At 52.6% G+C, this 19,224-nt stretch carries 17 protein-coding genes; 9 read left to right on the top strand and 8 right to left on the bottom strand.

Features of this window, described 5'->3' with window-relative positions; all coding sequences use genetic code 11:
* On the bottom strand, positions 1 to 861 hold the full coding sequence (locus tag BQ5383_RS17045) for a PHP domain-containing protein (protein ID WP_071433999.1): 861 nt from the start codon (positions 859 to 861) through the stop codon (positions 1 to 3).
* Between the two features lie 157 nt (positions 862 to 1,018).
* On the opposite strand from BQ5383_RS17045, the gene BQ5383_RS17040 reads away from it, so the two are divergent.
* The 9 genes from BQ5383_RS17040 (at position 1,019) to BQ5383_RS17000 (ending at position 10,661) form a co-directional block, all read left to right on the top strand.
* Positions 1,019 to 1,207: a hypothetical protein gene (locus tag BQ5383_RS17040; RefSeq protein WP_071433997.1), complete on the top strand. Its 189-nt coding sequence runs from the start codon at positions 1,019 to 1,021 to the stop codon at positions 1,205 to 1,207.
* A 111-nt stretch (positions 1,208 to 1,318) separates the two neighbouring features.
* Positions 1,319 to 3,346, top strand: a complete 2,028-nt coding sequence (gene glgB, locus BQ5383_RS17035; protein ID WP_071433995.1) for a 1,4-alpha-glucan branching protein GlgB — start codon at positions 1,319 to 1,321, stop codon at positions 3,344 to 3,346.
* A 91-nt stretch (positions 3,347 to 3,437) separates the two neighbouring features.
* On the top strand, positions 3,438 to 4,679 hold the full coding sequence (locus BQ5383_RS17030) for a glucose-1-phosphate adenylyltransferase (protein WP_071433993.1): 1,242 nt from the start codon (positions 3,438 to 3,440) through the stop codon (positions 4,677 to 4,679).
* The gene (gene glgD / locus BQ5383_RS17025; protein ID WP_071433991.1) at positions 4,672 to 5,790 is read left to right on the top strand and encodes a glucose-1-phosphate adenylyltransferase subunit GlgD; all 1,119 of its coding nucleotides are present in this window, start codon (positions 4,672 to 4,674) and stop codon (positions 5,788 to 5,790) included. Before BQ5383_RS17030 ends, glgD begins: the two co-directional genes overlap by 8 nt.
* Positions 5,791 to 5,904: 114 nt before the next feature.
* Entirely contained in the window at positions 5,905 to 7,329 is a 1,425-nt protein-coding gene (gene glgA, locus BQ5383_RS17020; RefSeq protein ID WP_071433989.1) for a glycogen synthase GlgA, read from the top strand.
* Positions 7,330 to 7,639: 310 nt separating this feature from the next.
* Complete coding sequence (locus BQ5383_RS17015) at positions 7,640 to 8,143, top strand: nitroreductase family protein (RefSeq protein ID WP_071433987.1); 504 nt, start codon at positions 7,640 to 7,642, stop codon at positions 8,141 to 8,143.
* A 421-nt stretch (positions 8,144 to 8,564) separates the two neighbouring features.
* A complete protein-coding gene (locus BQ5383_RS17010) occupies positions 8,565 to 9,125 on the top strand; it encodes a chromate transporter (protein WP_071433985.1) in 561 nt (186 codons plus the stop codon).
* A complete protein-coding gene (locus BQ5383_RS17005) occupies positions 9,122 to 9,694 on the top strand; it encodes a chromate transporter (protein ID WP_071433983.1) in 573 nt (190 codons plus the stop codon). Before BQ5383_RS17010 ends, BQ5383_RS17005 begins: the two co-directional genes overlap by 4 nt.
* A gap of 19 nt (positions 9,695 to 9,713) precedes the next feature.
* The gene (locus BQ5383_RS17000) at positions 9,714 to 10,661 is read left to right on the top strand and encodes a LysR family transcriptional regulator (RefSeq protein WP_071433981.1); all 948 of its coding nucleotides are present in this window, start codon (positions 9,714 to 9,716) and stop codon (positions 10,659 to 10,661) included.
* Positions 10,662 to 11,055: 394 nt separating this feature from the next.
* Here BQ5383_RS17000 and prmC read toward each other — a convergent pair whose 3' ends face one another.
* The 7 genes from prmC to BQ5383_RS16965 all read right to left on the bottom strand — a co-directional run bounded on the left by prmC (position 11,056) and on the right by BQ5383_RS16965 (position 19,123).
* Positions 11,056 to 11,931, bottom strand: coding sequence for a peptide chain release factor N(5)-glutamine methyltransferase (gene prmC / locus BQ5383_RS16995; RefSeq protein WP_083390040.1), 876 nt, complete (start codon positions 11,929 to 11,931; stop codon positions 11,056 to 11,058).
* The gene (locus BQ5383_RS16990; protein ID WP_071433979.1) at positions 11,918 to 12,850 is read right to left on the bottom strand and encodes a DUF1385 domain-containing protein; all 933 of its coding nucleotides are present in this window, start codon (positions 12,848 to 12,850) and stop codon (positions 11,918 to 11,920) included. Before BQ5383_RS16990 ends, prmC begins: the two co-directional genes overlap by 14 nt.
* Before the next feature lie 40 nt (positions 12,851 to 12,890).
* Positions 12,891 to 14,291, bottom strand: a complete 1,401-nt coding sequence (locus tag BQ5383_RS16985) for a sensor histidine kinase (RefSeq protein ID WP_071435218.1) — start codon at positions 14,289 to 14,291, stop codon at positions 12,891 to 12,893.
* Between the two features lie 193 nt (positions 14,292 to 14,484).
* Positions 14,485 to 15,189 carry a response regulator transcription factor gene (locus tag BQ5383_RS16980; RefSeq protein WP_071433977.1) on the bottom strand — a complete coding sequence of 235 codons (705 nt, stop codon included), beginning with the start codon at positions 15,187 to 15,189 and terminating at the stop codon, positions 14,485 to 14,487.
* A gap of 21 nt (positions 15,190 to 15,210) precedes the next feature.
* Positions 15,211 to 16,551: a hypothetical protein gene (locus BQ5383_RS16975; protein ID WP_071433975.1), complete on the bottom strand. Its 1,341-nt coding sequence runs from the start codon at positions 16,549 to 16,551 to the stop codon at positions 15,211 to 15,213.
* A gap of 291 nt (positions 16,552 to 16,842) precedes the next feature.
* Positions 16,843 to 18,720 (bottom strand): heavy metal translocating P-type ATPase, encoded by a 1,878-nt coding sequence (locus BQ5383_RS16970; RefSeq protein WP_071433973.1) that lies wholly within the window; start codon positions 18,718 to 18,720, stop codon positions 16,843 to 16,845.
* A 127-nt stretch (positions 18,721 to 18,847) separates the two neighbouring features.
* Entirely contained in the window at positions 18,848 to 19,123 is a 276-nt protein-coding gene (locus BQ5383_RS16965; RefSeq protein ID WP_071433971.1) for a metal-sensing transcriptional repressor, read from the bottom strand.
* Between the last annotated feature and the right edge of the window lie 101 nt (positions 19,124 to 19,224).

The following is a 19,224-nucleotide window of genomic DNA, read 5'->3' as shown; positions in this document are numbered from 1 at the left end:
TTATAATTCTCCTTCGCTGTTTTCAGTTTGCAGGGGATGAAGCGCCACCTGGGAGCGTTCCACCCGCACTGCGCCAATGTAATATTCCACCCCGTGGAGCCGCTTTTGAAAGTCTCCATGGGCGTCGCTGCCGGCGGTGATCAGCAACCCTTTCCGCTGACAGTAATCCCGGCAAAAACGGGTCATTTCCGGAGAGTTGGCGGGATAATAACACTCGATTCCTCCGATTCCCGCTTCCACCAGACGATCCAGATGTGTCCGCAGACCTTCCTGGTCCCCAGCGTCAAACCAGTTGCAGGGATGGGCCAGCACTGGTATTCCCCCCGCCTGCCGGATCACCCGGCAAACCTCTTCTGCCGAAAGGAAGGGATAATCGGTGTAATCACACCCATAAGCGGCGTACAGCGCCATCCCCTCGGTGAGCTCCTGGGTCACACCCTTGCGGAGCAGATAGTGCAGACCTTTCCAGCCGCCCAGGGTGGGATCATAATCCCAGGCATCATATTCTTCCAGGGAGAGGGTAGGATGGTCCTTTTCCATCCGGAGCACCAGATCACGGCTCATTTCCAGCAGCAGATGACGGCACTGCCCGGCCAGCGCCAGCAAGGGCTCTTCCATACGAAAGCCGTAAGCGAGAATATGGATCTCATACCGGTCATACCGGCAGTCCAGCTCCATACCCGGCAGGCAATCCACCCCCAGCAGGCCGCAGGCCTCCCGAAGGGCGGGATATCCGGCACAGGTGTTGTGGTCCGCCAAGGCGATGAGGGAAAAGCCCCGGGCCTTGGCCACAGCAGCAATCTGTTCCGGCGTCTGGGTGCCGTCAGAGAAGCAGGAATGAAGATGAAGATCGACGAACATGGCAGCTCCTTTCCGCCGCGGAAGGGCAGGGAAATCATCCACAGGGGCGCTCTTGGGGAGCAAAAGAAACAATATCCATTTTAGCATAACACAGGGCAACTTTCCATCACTTTGACGGAAAAACATGACGCAGCGTCAAAAACGGAGGTCCCCAGACATGAAAGAGGAAAGATGGGGGAAGGCATTTTGGCATGATGCTGGGGGCTTTTCCGGCGGTGATGGGGCACACAAGCGCCCGTCGGTTCTTTTTCCTTTGCGGGGTGCATATTTCTATGATGAGATTTGGATGCTTGTACAAAAAAAGAGTTTGTATGGCCAGTGCAGAATGTCAGTCAAATCTGTGTAAAATAGATAAAAAAGGAGTTTGTTGACAAAGTCCTTTTCAAAATAATCACCAACCAATACTTGAAATATGAAAACGTTGATGATAAAATGTATAAAAGAGGAGGGATGTGGAATGGAGCATAAGTCACAACAGGATCAAAAGGAGCTCTTTCCGGCGTATCTGTTTCATCAGGGAACCAACTATAAGGCTTACCAGATGATGGGCGCCCACTGGCTGGATGAAACCACCGCGGAGTTTTATGTCTGGGCTCCCAACGCTCAGGCAGTGGCGGTCGTGGGCGATTTCAACAATTGGGACGGCCAGGAAGATCCCATGGAGCGTGTCAATGAGCAGGGCCTGTGGCACGCTGTTGTAACAGGGGTCAGAGAGTTCGATTCTTATAAATATCTCATTACGGCGGCGGATGGGCGAAAGCTGCATAAGGCGGATCCCTATGCCTTCCACACCGAGACCCGCCCGGGTACAGCGTCCAAGCTCTACCGTCTGGGACAATATCAGTGGAAAGACGATGCCTGGCGGCAGTCCCGGGATGCCGGGGCGCATTTCCGTCAGCCAATGAATATTTATGAGGTCCATCTGGGTTCATGGAAGACCTATGAGGACGGCAATCACTTTAACTACCGCAAGCTGGCGGAAGAGCTGGTGCCCTATGTCAAGGAAATGGGGTATACCCACATTGAGATCATGCCTGTGACAGAATACCCCTTTGATGGTTCCTGGGGCTATCAGGTGACAGGATACTTTGCTCCCACCTCCCGTTATGGCAAGCCTGAGGATTTTATGGCCTTTGTGGATTTCTGTCATCAGCAGGGCGTAGGAGTGATCATGGACTGGGTTCCCGCTCACTTCCCCAAGGATGAAAGCGGCTTGTATGAGTTTGACGGCGGCTTCTGCTATGAATACGCCGACGCCAGAAAGCGGGAGCACTATGAATGGGGCACCCGGGCCTTTGATTACGGTCGGTGCGAGGTAATCAGCTTTCTGGTTTCCAGCGCCATGTTCTGGGTGGAAGAGTACCATATTGACGGTATCCGGGTGGACGCCGTGGCGTCCATGCTGTATCTGGACTATGGCCGTCAGGACGGACAGTGGATGCCCAATATTCACGGCGGCAAGGAGAATCTGGAGGCCGTGGCGCTGCTGCGCAAGCTCAACAGCGCTATCCTCACGGAGCATCCCGGCGTGCTGATGATCGCCGAGGAATCCACCGCCTGGCCCATGGTGACCAAGCCCGATTATGTGGGAGGTCTTGGCTTTACTTACAAGTGGAATATGGGATGGATGAATGACGTCCTTCGTTATATGTCCATGGACCCCTATTTCCGCAGCTATAACCATGACAAGCTCACCTTCAGCATGGTGTATGCCTTTTCGGAAAACTTTATCCTGCCCATCTCCCATGATGAGGTGGTTCACGGCAAGGGCTCCCTCATCAATAAAATGCCGGGCAGCTATGAGCAGAAATTTGCAGGTCTGCGGGCATTTTTGGGCTATATGATGAGCAGCCCCGGCAAAAAGCTGCTGTTTATGGGCAGTGAGTTTGGCCAGTTTATCGAATGGGATTATCAGAAGCAGCTGGATTGGATGCTGCTGCAATATGACAGTCACCGGCAGATGAAGGACTTTACCCGGGACGTGAATCACTTTTATCTGGACAACCCGGCATTTTGGCAGATCGAGGACAGCTGGGACGGTTATCGCTGGCTCAACGCCGATGACAACAGTCATAATGTGCTGGCGTATCTGCGGATGGATGAAAAAGGCGAACAGGTGATGGTGGTGTGCAATTTCGCACCGGTGCCCTGGGACAACTACATTGTGGGTGTACCTGATGACTGCTCCAGCATCTATGAGGTGTTCAGCTCCGACGATGTGCGTTACGGCGGCAGCGGTGTTACCAACGGTACCAGGATCATGAGCCGCAAGGGCTCCTGCGGGGAGTACAAACGTGTGGTCACCCTGAAGCTGGCGCCGCTGTCCACTGTCTATTTCAAGCTGCGCAAGCGCAAGACCGTCAAACCGGAAAAAGCCGCAGGCGCTTCCGCGGCATCCAAAAAAGCAAAGGAGTCGGGAGCGAGAAAAGGCAAAACCGCTTCCGCTGCAAAGGCTTCCGGCAGAAAAAAGAAGGAGAGCATCTGACAAGGGACAAAAGCGGACGTTTTCTCCTGCTGGGAAGAAAGCGGCTGGATTTGTAAATAAATTACCTTTGATTAATGAGGGGGAACCAGTTATGGCGAAGAAAAAAGAGTGGGTCGCGATGCTTCTGGCCGGAGGCCAGGGCAGCAGACTCTATGCGCTGACACAAAAACTGGCGAAACCGGCGGTGCCTTACGGGGGAAAGTATCGCATCATCGATTTTCCACTGTCCAACTGTGTCAATTCCGGTATCGATACAGTAGGTGTGCTGACTCAGTATCAGCCGCTGGTATTGAATGAGTATCTGGGCAACGGCCAGCCCTGGGACCTGGACCACAATGACGGTGGTGTGTTCACGCTTCCGCCCTATCAGAAGAGCTCCGGCTCCGACTGGTACACCGGCACCGCCAACGCCATTTATCAGAACATTCCTTTTATCGAGCGGTATGATCCTGAAAATGTGCTGATCCTCTCCGGCGACCATATCTACAAAATGGATTACAACGCCATGCTTCGCCAGCACAAGGAAAATGATGCTGACTGCACCATTGCCGTCATTGAGGTGCCCATCGCGGAGGCGTCCCGCTTTGGTATCATGAATACCAATCCTGACGGCAGCGTTTATGAGTTTGAGGAAAAACCCAAAGAGCCCAAGAGCAACCTGGCATCCATGGGCATCTACATCTTCAAATGGAAGAAGCTGCGGGAATATCTGATCAATGATGAAAACGACAAGACCTCCAGCAATGACTTCGGCAAGAACATTATCCCCAATATGCTGGCCAACGGCGAGCGCCTGTTTACTTATGCCTTCTCCGGTTACTGGAAGGATGTAGGCACCATTGACAGCCTGTGGGAAGCCAACATGGATCTGCTGGACCCCAAAACACAGCTGAACCTGTATGACCCCAGCTGGAAGATCTATTCCCGTAACCCTGTCATGCCCCCTCACTATGTTTCCGATAAAGCCAAGGTGGAAAATTCCATGGTCACGGAAGGCTGTGTCATTGAAGGCGATGTGGACTTTTCCATCCTGTTTGCCGGTGTTACCGTGGAAGAGGGCGCTACTGTCCGTTACTCCATCGTGATGCCCGGCACTGTGATCAAGAAAGGCGCTACAGTGGAATATGCCATCGTAGCCGAGAACGCGGTCATTGAAGAAGGCGCCAGCATCGGCGCAAGCCCTGAGCATTGTGATGACAAGACCGCCTGGGGTGTGGCTGTTGTGGCCGCCGATGTGAAAGTCGGCGCCAAGGCGGTTGTACCGCCCAAAGGTATGATCGACAAAGATATTCCCGCCGTTGCGGAAGAAGAGGAGGTGGAGAAAGATGGCTGATGCAAAAATGCTGGGTATCCTTTTCTCCAATATGCATGATGACGCCCTTTCCGAGCTGACCTTACACCGCACCATGGGCTCTGTTCCCTTTGGCGGCAGATATCGTTTGGTGGACTTTGCTTTGTCCAACATGGTTAATTCCGGCATCAAGGATGTAGGTATTATTACCAAAAGCAACTATCATTCTCTGATGGACCACTTGGGCGCCGGCCGTGAATGGGATCTGGCCCGGAAAATCGGCGGACTGACCCTGCTGCCCCCTTATTCCCGCACCGGTACCGGCATCTATCATGGACGTCTTAACGCCCTGGCCGGTATCCTGGGTTATATTCAGGCCTCCAAAAGCCCTTATGTGGCTCTTTGCGACTGCGATCTGGTGTGCAACTTTGACTTCAAGGATATGCTGAAGGCCCATATTGACAGCGGAGCCAATATTACCGTAGCCTATACCGTCCGGGAGATTGAGGACGGGGAGAAGGACAATGCGGTGCTGGCTGTAGGCAAGAACAATATGCTTCGGGATATCTACTGGAATCCTGATGTACAGGGAGACCAGGAGATTTACATGAACATTGCCATCATTAATAAGGATCTGCTGGTTCACCGGGTCACCAACGCTGTAGCCCAGAACAAGACGGATTTCTATCGTGATGTCATTGCGGAGGAAGCGGAGAACGGACGTGTCGCCTGCTATCGTTTTGACGGCTTCTGTGATCGCATCCACAATATGGAGAGCTTCTTCCAGACCAACATGGAGCTGCTGAAGGCAGATGTCCGTAAGGAGCTGTTTAATGTCCAGCGGCCCATCTATACCAAGGTGCGTGATGAGGTTCCCGCCAAGTATGGCCTCCAGGCCAAGGTCATGAATTCCCTGGTGGCTGACGGCTGCATCATTGAGGGCCAGGTGGAAAATTCCATCATCTTCCGGGGCGTCAAGGTAGGCAAGGGTACGGTCATCCGCAACAGCATTATCATGCAGGGCACTACCATTGAGGATGGGGCTCAGCTGGATTATGTCATCACAGATAAGGATGTGCTGATCAAGGATGGCAGAAAACTGGCGGGATACCTGACTTATCCGCTGTATGTGCCCAAGGGACGGCAGATCTGACCCTGGGCCAGTCCGTGGCCTGGAATGACTTTTGCTGCCGAAAGCTGTGCGCGGCAGGGGTCCTTCCAGGCCGGATAAAACAGCCGGTGCACAGCGGCGAAAAGGAGCGATCACATGAAAATTTTGTATGCAGCCAGCGAGGCGCTGCCCTTTATTGCCTCCGGTGGGTTGGCCGATGTAGCAGGTTCCCTGCCTGCCGCCCTGAAAAAAGAAGGGGCGGAGTGCCGTGTGGTGATGCCTCTGTATGGGGACATCAAGCCGGAGCTGCGGGAGAAAATGCGGTATGTCACCCACTTCAATGTGCCGTTGGCATGGCGCAACCAGTATTGCGGTTTGTTTGAGGCGGAAGCCAATAATGTCAAGTATTACCTGCTGGATAACGAGTATTATTTCAAGCGTTCCGGCATTTATGGCTTCTATGATGACGCGGAGCGGTTCGTGTTTTTCTCCAAGGCGATTCTGGAGATGCTCACCAAGATCGACTACGCGCCGGATATCATCAACTGCAACGATTGGCAGACAGCCATGGTACCTGTTTTTCTGAATGTTTATTATCGCAGCATTGAGAAATTCAGAGGTATCCGCACCGTGTTCACCATCCATAACATTGCCTATCAGGGCAAGTATGGAATGGAGATCGCTACCGATATCGCCGGTTTGCCTGATTACGCCCTTCCCATCGTGGAATATGATCATAATGTTAACATGATGAAAGGCGCCATTGATCAGAGTGACGTGGTTTCTACCGTCAGCCCCACCTATGCGGAGGAGATCCTGGACAGCTGGTTCGGCTTTGGTTTAGACCGTATTCTGCGGGAAAAGCGGTATAAACTGTGCGGTATCCTTAACGGTATCGATGTCAAGAGCTATGATCCCGCTACCGATCCGGAGATTTATAAGAACTATACCGTTAAAACCGTCAAGGATAAGGGAATCAACAAGGCGGAACTGCAGAAGCAGATGGGCCTGAATGTGGAACCTGATAAGCCGCTGGTGGCGATGGTCAGCCGGCTGGTAGGTATGAAGGGCCTGGATCTGGTGCGGTATATCTTCGATTCCATGATTGCGGAAGGCATCCAGTTTGTCGTGCTGGGTACCGGCGACTATATTTACGAGAATTTCTTTGCCGAGATGGCTGCACGCTATCCGGGAACCGTTGCGGTGCGGAAAGGTTTTGTGCCTGATCTGGCCCGGAAGATCTATGCGGGAGCGGATATCCTGCTGATGCCTTCCAAGAGCGAGCCCTGCGGTCTTGCACAGATGGTGGCACTGCGTTATGGTACCATTCCCATCATTCGGGAAACCGGCGGCCTGAAGGATTCCATTCAGGATCTGGGCGGCGAGAATGGAAACGGCTACACCTTCAAGACTTATAACGCTCATGATATGCTGGGAGCTGTCAAGCGGGCAGTGGGACTGTATCGCAACCCCGACCTGTGGCAGGATGCGGTATGCCACGCTATGGAGTGTGATTTCTCCTGGCAGCGCAGCGCGAAGAAGTATATGGAGATGTATCAAAGAGTTTTGGGTATGGGCTGACAGACTGTCCATCCAAAAGAAGCAGGCGGTGCGGAGGAATTTGCGGTTCCTTCGCACCGCTATAGATTATGAAGAAACCTGTTTTGGGAAACAAGTAAAAGCTGAGATCATAAAAAATCAGAACACACCCCTGGTTTTATGCTGTGGCCTGCGCTCATATGGGTGGAAAATCAGAGATATTGTTCGTTGGTTTCGTTAGGAATATGGGTACATCTCGAAGATGTGTCGGAGCCTTCCGGCACGCTCAGGCAGACGGTGCGAAAAAATGGGGGTTCCTTTGTGTCGCCGATAGGTAAGGAGTGTGAAGCAGATGACAGTGATGGAAGCGATTCGCGCCAGAAGAAGCATCAGAAAATATCAGGATCGTCCGGTGGAGGAAGAGAAATTGCAGCAGGTCCTGGAAGCGGGACGGCTGGCACCTTCCGCCCGGAATCAGCAGCAGTGGCATTTTATTGCCGTTACCGATAAGCAGTTGAGAGAGAAACTGCCGGAGGCGTGTTGTGGTCAGACTTTTGTGCGCGAGGCCCCAGTAGTTCTGGTGGTGACCATGACCGCAGAGCCTCGGGCTATGGCTTGCGGGCAGCTTGCGCAGCCGATGGATTGTTCCATTGCACTGTCCTTTATGATGCTGGAGGCTGTGGAACAGGGGTTGGGCTGCTGCTGGCTGGGAGCGTTTTATGCCGATCAGGTAAAAGCGGTTCTCCAGCTGCCGGAAAACGAGACTGTGGTGGCGGTGGCCCCTATGGGTTATCCGGAAGGGGAGGTTGCTGCCCGTCCCAGAAAATCCGCCGAAGAGGTCATTAGCAGGAGGTAGTGCTGGAGACTGTCATACAATTTTTAAGTGGATGGATACATTTGCGTAAATGCAGGGCTGCTGTCTGGAAATACAGACGGCAGCCCTTTTTCGCAGCTTGGAAAGGCGGTACGGTATAGAGAGCGAAAAAGAAAAAAGGAAATGATCAGCGCAGTTGTTTAAAAAAAGCAAGTCCGTATCAAGACGATTGTATCGTTGAGAAGGACAAATTTTAAGAATGAATGGTTATTTTTACTGGTGTTTTGGCTTGTTTTGCCAGATCTTTCAAATGCTGCTTGACAAGAGGAGAGAATCACGATATCATGGCTATAGTATATGGATTAGATATAAGTTTCTGATCAAAAATAGCAATCCAATATAGAAATTTTGAAGTATCCATTATACCAAAATTTCAAAGGAAGAGAGAAGGAGCGCAAACAGCATGAATGAGTATCTGGATTTGTTTTTGACCTTCGCGCGTATTGGCGGCTTGACCTTCGGAGGAGGTTATGCCATGCTGCCTATGCTGCAGCGGGAGGTTGTGGAAAAACGAGGCTGGGCTACAGAGGGGGAGCTGATGGACTATTATGCCATCGGGCAATGTACCCCCGGTATTATCGCGGTCAATACAGCCACTTTTATCGGACATAAGAATAAAGGAATTTTGGGTGGAATCATCGCCACATTGGGCGTGGTATTTCCATCACTGGTCATTATTACAATCATTGCCGCCTTTATCAGTAACTTTGCGGAGCTGGCAGTGGTACAGAATGCTTTTGCCGGTATCCGGGTTTGTGTTTGTGTGCTGATCCTCAACGCAGTTATCAAGCTTTGGAAAAAAGCGGTGATCGATGCTCCCACGATGGTGATTTTTGTACTGGTGTTTTTGGGGTCGGCAGTCTTTTCCCTTTCTCCTATTTTGTTTGTACTGGTTGCTGGTATTGCCGGTATCGCACTGGATGTTACTGTGCAGAGTCGGAAAAAAGGAGGGGACAATAAATGATTTTTCTTCAGCTGTTTTATGAGTTCTTCAAAGCGGGACTGTTTGCCATCGGCGGCGGTTTGGCAACACTGCCCTTCCTTTATGATATTTCCAACTCTACCGGATGGTTTACCCATGGACAATTGGCGGATATGATCGCTATTTCAGAATCCACTCCAGGAGCCATCGGAATCAATATGGCCACCTATGTGGGATATACCACAGCCGGCCTGCCTGGCGCGGTAGTCGCTACCTTGGGACTGGTGGCGCCTTCCATCATCATCATTATTATCATCGCCCGCTTTTTGGGAGCCTTCAGTGAGAACAAGCTGGTCAAAGGTGCTTTTTATGGTCTGCGGCCAGCTTCTGTCGGCCTGATTGCGGCGGCAGGATTTTCCGTTTTCAAACTGGCTCTGCTGCAAGTGGATCTGTTTAAGGTAACGGGCGCTGTTGCGGATCTTTTTAACTGGAAGGCAATTGTATTGGCTGTCCTTATTTATATCGCAATGAAGAAATTTAACCCCCATCCTGTTTTGGCCATTGCGGCTTCAGCTGTAGTGGGTGTGGTTTTCCGCTTCGGCGGTGTCTGATATTCTGGAGGAGAATGATATGAATATCAGGCAGATGGAATATTTTTTGGCGGTAGCGGAAGCAGGCAATATTTCCGCGGCGGCTCAAAAACTAAAGATTTCCCAGCCTCCTCTGAGCACCCAGATCCGTTTGCTGGAGGAGGAATTGGGGGTTCGGCTGATGGATCGGGGCGCGCGTCGGATTCGTTTGACCGATGCCGGACAGCTGCTGTACCGCCGTGCCCTCTCGATTGTGGATATGACGGAATCCACCACCAGAGAACTGAAGGAATTGGCAGGAGGGCTGCATGGTCTGCTAAGCTTAGGGACCATCTCTTCCTGCGGCGCTGTTTTGCTGGATGAGCGGATGCCGCTTTATCATCAGCGTTATCCCCATATTTCTTTTGAACTTTGGGAAGGAAATACATTTGAGCTGTTGGAAAAGCTCCAAAGAGGCGGCATTGAGCTGGCGCTGGTTCGCACCCCTTTCAGAGAAGATGGGTTGGAATGTATCTATCTCCAGCAGGAGCCGATGGTGGTGGCTGCGAAGAAAGAATTTTTCCAGGACTATCCTGCAAAAACAGTATCACTCCACGATTTGGCGAGAATGCCGCTGATCTATTACAGAAGATTTGAGCATCTTTTAAATGCGGCATTCCAGCAGTTGAGTTTGACGCCGGAGGCTGCCTGTAAAAATGATGATGCCCGCACCTGCCTGATGTGGGCCAGAGCAGGACTGGGTGTTGCGTTGGTACCGCAATCGATGGTACCGATGATGGATGATGGCAGCCTTTGCAGCCGTGTGGTGGATGATTCTCAGCTGATGACCCAGGTAGCATTGGTGCGGCGGAAGGGAAGCTATTGTTCCGCACCAGCCAAACGTTTTTGGCAGTTGTTTGCGGGGGATCCTGAGTGGGACAAAGGCCCGGAGGGTATGGAGGAATCCATGGAGGATCCTCAGGAGGAATCTGGTCACAGCACGAAATAAAGCTTAAAAAACGGATGAAAACCGAGCAAAGGTTCTCATCCGTTTTTTCTTTGGCAGAAAAGGCGTCACTGCCGCAGGTAAATCTTGTCAGGATTAAATCCGGGTGTTCAAAAAGAAGTGCAGATGATTTTTTCATCAGAAGAAATGTGATGTTGAAATTCTGTCTGACAGTTCCGGTTCTCAAAGATGCGGAGGAAAAAATAATCTTTCGGATTGAAAAGCTGGCTGATGAGTGTATTGGCAGTGCTCAGGAGCGATATTTCCCAACAGCTTCAATAAAAAACCACCAGCATTACCGGTGGTTTCAGAATTTTCACAGATTGTTTTGTCCTTCCAGAAGCAGGGCAATGGGTAGATGATGGATGGATGTTACAATTGCAGCCAGGGGCTGGCATCAAACCAGGAAAAGCCCTGTGACTACCCGGTCATGTCCAGCTGGATCCTGATGAACCTTTACCTGCTGAAAACCAGCCTGCCGGGTGAGGGCTGCAACCGCATCCCCCTGATCTTCTCCGATCTCCATAGCCAGCAGTCCGCCGGGAGCCAGGAGAGAGAAAGCGATTTCAGGCAATCTGCGATAAAACAGCAGTCCGTCATCTCCACCATCCAAGGCCATTTGTGGTTCCCGGAGCACCTCTTTTTGCAGCTGAGACAGCTCTTTTCGTGCGATGTAAGGGGGATTGGAGGTAACCACATGGAAGGGACCGGTCAATTCAGGATGGGCAGGAAGATGCAGCACATCTCCAGGGATAATGGTGACACGGTCACAATGGTTCAGTTCCAGATTCCTTCTGAAATAAGGAAGCGCCTCTTCCGAAAGCTCCACCCCCACACAAACGGCGTCGGGATGTTCCATGGCAATGGTAATGGGGATGCAGCCGGTACCGGAACATAAATCCAGGACCTTTGGAGCAGTTGTGCCGGAAAGGTGCTCCAACACCAGTTCCACCAGCAGCTCGGTTTCAGGACGGGGAATCAGCACGCCGGGACCAACGGCAAATGGATAACCAAAAAACTCCCATTCACCCAACAGATATTGGAGGGGTTCACCGGCCAGTCTTTTTTCCAACAGTGCGGCATATTCCTGCTCCTGGGCAGGGGAGGGAAGGTGATTGCCCTGAAGCAGCAGTTCCTCCCGGGAAAGATGAAACACCTTCTGGAACAGCAAAAGAGCTTCAAACCCGGCATCCTCTCCAATGGAAGGGGATTGGGCCAGGGTTTTGCGGCCCTGCCGGTACAGCTGTTCCAGGGTCAGTTTACCATTTGTCATCGCCTTCGTTCTCCGGGATGACCACCTTCATGGCGGCAATGGCTACCTCCAGCTCACTTGCGTCCGGCTCCTTGGTGGTCAGGCGCTGAAGCCACAGGCCGGGAGCGGAAATGACCCGGGTGCAGATATTGTCATATCGTCCTGCCAGCTTGATGATCTCATAGGAGATACCTACCACCACCGGCAGCAGCAGCAGTTTGACCAGCATACGCAGCAGGGGATTGTAAATTCCCACCAGAGAGGTGACAAGGATAGAGATGACCAGCACGATCAGCAGAAAACTGGTGCCGCACCGGGGATGAAAGCGGGTATACCGGCGGCAGTTTTCGGGGGTCAGTTCCGCCAGGTCTTCATAGCAGGCAATGGTTTTATGCTCTGCCCCATGGTACTCAAAAACCCGGGCTACATCTTTGTTGCGGCTGCAAATATAGAGGTAAAAAATGAAAATAACGATCTTGATAGCCCCTTCAATCAGCGTCAGAACAGTGGTGCTGCTTATCCAAGGGGTAAGGAAGGAGGCGAGAAAGGTGGGAATTACAATGAAAAGCCCCACAGCCAGCGCCACACCTAATAAAATGGCCACAGTGGAGACCACGGTATTAAGATTGGCCCCCAGATGATCACTCAGCCACAACTCAAACTTGGAAGGTTCCTCCTCTTCTACGCCGGCCTTTTCAGCGGACTTCATCAGGCAGCGGAACCCCAGAGAAAAGGTTTCCACCATATTGAAAATACCACGGAGAAAGGGCATAGTCTTATAAAAAGGGCGCTTTCCTTCCGGATAGGTAGGCCAGCTTTCCACATCGATCTCCCCGGAGGGCAGGCGGACAGCCATAGCGGTCAACTGAGGGCCGCGCATCATAATTCCCTCGATGAGCGCCTGGCCACCGATGGAGGTTTTTCTTTTGCAAACAGACAAAGAGCTTCTTCCTTTCCTTGATACAGACCTGTACTGGTCTTTATTTCGCCAGTGGCAAAGTGATCCGGACAGTGGTCCCTACATCCTTCTGGGAACTCAGCTCCAGGGAACCGCCATGCATAGCGATGATTTCATCCGCCACCGCAAGACCGATACCGGAGCCGCGGCGGGTGGTTTTGCCTTTGAAGAATTTCGTTTTGATTTTGGGCAGATCCTCAGAAGAAATGCCCACGCCGGTGTCGGAAACACAGACAACAAACTGTCCCTCTGAAAGCTGAGTGGTTACAGTAACAGAATCCCCGGGATCGGAGTATTTCAAAGCGTTGTCCAGAATATTGACAAACACCTGACGCAGCCGGTTGTGATCGCCGGTGACAGGAGCGAAAAATTCCGGCTCTTCATAAGTGAGGGTCTTATTTTCCTGCCGGGCCCGCTCGGTGAACATCAGCACTGCGTCGGAAAGCTCTGCCACAGCGTCCATCCGCTCCATTTCCAGCTTGAGGCGTCCTCCCTGAAGGCGGGAAAAGTCCAGCAGCTCTTCCACCATGGAGGACAGGCGTTCCGTTTCGTTAATAATAACGTGCATCCCTTTTCGCAGGGTTTCAGGATCGGGGGCGGGCTCCTGCATCAGTGTTTCGCCCCATCCACGGATGGCGGTGAGGGGAGTGCGCAGCTCATGGGAAACAGAAGAGATGAAATCATTTTTGATCTGTTCCGACAGGGAAAGCTCTTCAGCCATGTTGTTGATGGACTGACACAGCTCCCCAATCTCGTCATCAGTGGTCACCTCCAGGCGCACGGCGAAATCTCCCTGAGCAATTTGGCGGGTGGTTTCGCTCATTTCACTGATGGGATTGACGATGGAGTTGACAAAGTAGGAGCTGGAAAAAATGACGAAGAAGATAATGCACATCCCCAGCAGGGTGGCTAGAAAGATAGCGAATACGATTTGTTCGTCCACCTTGGTCAGGGAGACCACATACCGCATGGCGGACAGATCTTCTCCCACCACCCGGGAGAGGCAGGAGATGGCCATGACCTTTTCATTGCCGATGAAGCCTACATATTCTCCCACGCCGTCCTGAGCGTACAGCGCCGCTTCATAGTCAGGCATTTCTATTCCGCCGGTAGGTTCAAAGCCGCTGGAGGTGATGAGGATGGTGTCCTTATCCGCCACCGCCATCAGTTCCATCTGGGTTTTGTACTCAAATTCCTCCACCAGCCGCCGTACCTGCGAAAGAAAACTGGTGGAGGAATCCTGAGAATATTCCACCAGCTTGGCGGAAACGGAATCCGCCCGGGAGAGAATATATTGCCGCACCCCATTATAATAGTAGCTTTTGACACTGAGGGATACGCCGATGACTATGGCGATGACCAGTACCAGAATGATGCCGAAGCTGTTGAAGATCCAGCGCTTGGTGATCTTTTTGACCGCCACCGGACAGCGCCCCCTTTCCAGCAGATATTTAGAAACATTCTGAAAAGCCGGAATTTCATCTTTTCTGCGGGGAGTGATGCCTGACAGATAAAGATACGGGAAATCCAAAGGGATACCCGCGCTTTTCCTTTCAAACCTTCACTTCCTGGAGAAAATTTGTTTCCTCATTTTCAGAAATGTCCTGAAGAAAAATTCAGGGATTTTCCACCCATTTGTAGCCGAAGCCCCAGACGGTGGTGAGATATTTGGGATTACTGGGCTCGTCCTCGATCTTCATCCGCAGACGACGCATATTGACGTCAACGATTTTATCGTCGCCAAAATAGCTGTCTCCCCAAACAGTGGACAGCAGTACGCTGCGGTCCAGGGCCACATTGGGGTTGCGCAGGAATTGTTCCATCAGCTGGAACTCCACCTGGGTCAGATCGATCCGTTTGCCGTTTTTGGTCAGGCTTCTGCTGCGGATATTCAGGACGAAGGGACCGGATACAATTTCGTTATCCGGCTCGGCTTTCACCACGGCCATATTGACCCGGCGGAACAGGGCGTCCACCCGTGCCATCAGCTCGGAGGGACTGAAAGGTTTGGTGATATAATCGTCCGCTCCCAGCATCAGGCCGTTGACCTTGTCCATCTCCTGGCTTTTTGCCGAGAGCATAATGATACCGATGGTGCTGCTTTTTTCCCGCAGCCGCTTGCATACTGTAAAGCCGTCGATGCCCGGGAGCATCACATCCAGCAGCGCCACACCGAACTGGCCTTTTTCCCGCTCATAGGTTTCCAGGGCAGCCTCTCCAGAAGAAACATCCGTTACCTCATAACCGGCCCGGGTCAGGTTGATAACCACAAACTCCCGGATGCCGTCTTCATCCTCACAAACAAGGATTCGTTTTGTCATAAAAAGACCTCCTCTCGCTCATCAGTATAAAAAGCTGAAACATTCCTGAACCTCTTCCTGAGTCAGGATCAGGTCGGAGTCAACATTCTCCGGAAGAGCGGCGCAGTAAACCATGGTCCCCTTGGTACCCAGGGGAAAATAGGTGTTGGTTTCCAGTTTGTCCTGGGCATCCTGGGTGGAGTAGGAGCGCAGCCGCAGCACCTCCTCACTCTGGTCATATAAATCCCGCTCATGGTAGACGTAGAAAACAAAGGTTTCCCGTGTGCCTTGACGCATAACAGTAATTTGTTCCTCTTCCCATGCCTTGGGGAAACAAAAGCGGTATCCCATAGCCTGATTGACAAAAGCACGCTGCACCGTTTCAAAGTCCTGCCCGGAAAAGACAGAATAATTGGTCAGATACAAAGCGTCGTCTCCCAGTTTTTCATGCCCGGGAGCGGGAAACTCCAGTGGGATCTCCAACACACCGTCTGCGTTGATATCCCCCGACAGGACCTCCTGATGCCGGGATGTTTTACGGAAAAGCTCACCGTCTCCTGTGTTCAGGGGAAGGGTCAGGGTGTTTTCCTCGGCAACAATGGCAACGGTGCACATCATGCCGGAGGTGGTATAGCAGTCTACCACGGCCCCATACATCCCGTCGGACAAAAGGCCGCATACCGGCTGCAGAAAGGAAGCAATGTTGCTGTTGAGCTCCACACGGGAGATGTCATCAATATTGCCGTCTGGCATTTCTCCCACCATACGCACGGTAGGGGTATCAATATCATATCCATCCGCCGCGGTTACCAGCAGCAGTTCCTGCAGGCCGTCCCGGTTGAAATCATCCACCGCTACCTGAGAGTAGTCCCCAATGTAGGAACGCACCAGTCGGTCGGCGGAGCTGCGGGAAGAATCATAAGTATAGACAGTGACGATATTGTTGACGCTGTTTCCGGTGCCCCAACCGATCACCAGGTTTTTTCCCTGGCGGGAGGACAAGCTTTCAAACCGGATGAAATCCACCTCTGAGGTGAAACTGAGGCCCGGATAAGAACTGACCATAGACCACTGCCCGTTTTGATTGGCCAGGATAGCGATGCGGATCTCCGCTTCGGTTCCCTGAGAATAAAGAACAATAGCTTCCTCACTGCCGTCCTCATCCAGGTCAAAGAAGGTAAAGGCGGAGCGGTAGCTGCCGCTGCGGGGATATTTTAAATGGATATCAGAGCCTACAGCGTTATGCAGCGCCTCTTCCACCTGGAACTGTTCCTCCGTCAGCTTGGGAGGCTGCATCAGTTCCTCCACATTGGATTGCAACGGCATACAGGAGCTTAGCAGCAAGCAGGCGCAAAGGGCGAAAAGCAATACCTTCAACTTCATGGGACCGCTCCTTTTCCATAGCGTTTCGCCGCCATTTCCAAAGGGAATCCCTGGGGAGCCGGCAGAGATATCATTGAGATACAACCTTATTTTATGCGAAGGGAAGCAGGTTGTCAATGAAAACGGTGGAATTCCAGCTCCTGTGGACAGGGGTTTACGATTTGTTCAAATTTGACAAGGACGATAGAGACTGTCCGTGCAGATATAACAAGGAAAGGGACAATCCGTCCAAAAGCAAAGGGTCCGGCGCAGCGATACAGCTGTTCCGGACCGGAAGGGAAAGGAGAAACATCAGCAGAGGGTTTTACGCTGCCAGCGCAGGAGAAAGGCGGAGTTGAGAATCACCAGCACAGAACCGGCATTATGTACCAGTGCTCCCACTACGGGGTTGAGCCAGCCGGTCATAGCCAGGAGAATTGCGGCAAAGTTCAGCGCCATGGAAAAGGTGAGATTGAGCCGGATCGTCCCCATCATCCGGTGGGACAGACGCAGCAGGTGGGGAAGCTGTCGGATATCGTCGCTGACAAGAGCGATATCCGCGGCGTCCACGGCAATGTCGCTGCCCACGCCCCCCATAGCGATGCCAACATGGGCTTTTTTCAGAGCGGGAGCGTCATTGATGCCGTCGCCGATCATGCAGACCATTTGTCCGGTGCTTTGCAGCCGCTGGATTTCCAGAAGCTTATCCTCCGGCAGACAGTTGGCATGAATCTCCGCCAACCCCACCTGGGTGCCAATGGTAACGGCAGCTTCCTCATGGTCGCCTGTCAGCAGCACAGGCACCACTCCGGCGGCATGGATCTGGGCAATGGTTTCAGCGGCGTTGGGACGCAGGGTGTCAGACAGCGCCAATGCCCCCGCCAATTCACCGTCCAGCGCCAGATAAATGATCGTACAGCCTTCTTTGCGCCATTGTTCCGCGGTTTGGCACGCCTGAGGGGAAAGAGGAACGTCCAGAGCAGTGAGAAGCGCTTCATTTCCAGCGGCCACTTGATGCCCTTCCACTGCGGCGGACACTCCCTGTCCCGGAATCATTTGAAACTGCTGGGGCTGGGAAAGCTCCTGGGAAGTCCGCTGCCTGTAGGAGGCAACCACCGCTTTTCCCAAGGGATGTTCAGAACGAAGCTCCACAGCAGCAGCCAGAGCGAACAGCCGCTCCTGAGAGCAGTGGGGAAGAAAGGAGATGATATGGCTCACCTGAAGGGTACCGCAGGTGAGGGTGCCGGTTTTGTCAAAGGCAACGTGGGATACACCAGCCAACCGCTCCAGTGCGTCTCCTTCCCGCACCAGAAAGCCGTGTCGGGTGGCATTGCCGATGGCCGCCATAATGGCGGTAGGAGTAGCCAGTACCAGAGCACAGGGACAAAAGACAACCAGGATTGTGACTGCCCGAATGATTTCTCCTGTCGCCAGCCAGGTGAGGGCTGCGGCAGTGAGGGCGGTAATCACGATCCAGGTGGCCCACCGGTCCGCCATCCCCACGATCTTCGCTTTGCCGGCGTCGGCGGACTGAACCAGCCGGATCATCCGCTGGATGGCGCTGTCCTCACCAACCCGCAGCGCTTTCATCTCGAAGGCGCCGAACCGGTTGATTGTACCGCTGGAAACAGTATCTCCCGTCGTTTTATCCACTGGAAGGGATTCCCCTGTCATTACCGACTGGTCGATGGAAGTGCTTCCCGAAAGGATCATACCATCCACCGGAATACTTTCCCCGGGAAGGACCCGAAGCAGATCGCCTACCTGCACCTGTTGTGCGGGGATAGTTTCCTCTCCGTCGGGGGTGATCCGTCTGGCGGTGCGGGGAGTCAGGCGCACCAGCTTTTCGATGCCTGCCCGGGCTTTCGCTACTGTCAAATCCTCCAGCAGCGCTCCCAGCTGCATGATGAAAGCCACTTCTCCCGCGGCAAAATCCTCGCCGATGAGCACAGAAGCGATGAGAGCCAGGGAAACCAGGACATCGGCCTTGATGTCAAATGCGGTAACCAGGCCGATGACAGCTTCCAGGATAATGGGGATACCGCAAAGAATAATTGCTGCCCACGCCGGATCAAAAGGTAATCCCGGCAGGCCGATCATACTGGCCAGCAGCGCTATACCGGACAGAATCAGACAAGCAATTTTCCGTTTGATTCCGCCCCATTCCAACAAAGCTTCCAGAGATTTCATGATCTTTCCTCCTTCTTATACCCATGGGGGTATACCTTGATGATACCCATAGGGGTATAAAAAGTCAAGACCAATTCTCGCTGAAGTATAAAAAAATCCCCTCGGCATACGCAGCCGAAGGGAAAAATCAGGTCATATTGGCGAACCGTTCCACCGCTTTGGTGAAATTTTCGATGGTCTGTTCCGCGTCGCCATGCTCAATACCGTCCCGGACACAATGCTTGATGTGTCCCTCCAGCACCACCTGTCCTACCCGATGGAGAGCAGACTTTGCGGCGTTGATCTGGGAAAGGACGTCCTCACAGGGAATATCCTCATCCACCATCCGGTCAATGGCCTGTACCTGGCCGATGATCTTTTTCAGCCGCCGATGCAGGTTTTCCGCGTCCATGCACTGTCTCATTTCAGATCCCTCCTGTTTGGCAAATCTGTTTTCATTATCCGATTTGGGAGAAGGCTTGTCAAGGGTGAAAACAGGGATTGACAAGCCTTTGACGGCGACAG

Source organism: Angelakisella massiliensis, from assembly GCF_900104675.1.
GTDB classification, from domain to species: Bacteria; Bacillota; Clostridia; order Oscillospirales; family Ruminococcaceae; genus Angelakisella; species Angelakisella massiliensis.
This window is presented reverse-complemented; position numbering and strand designations above follow the sequence as displayed.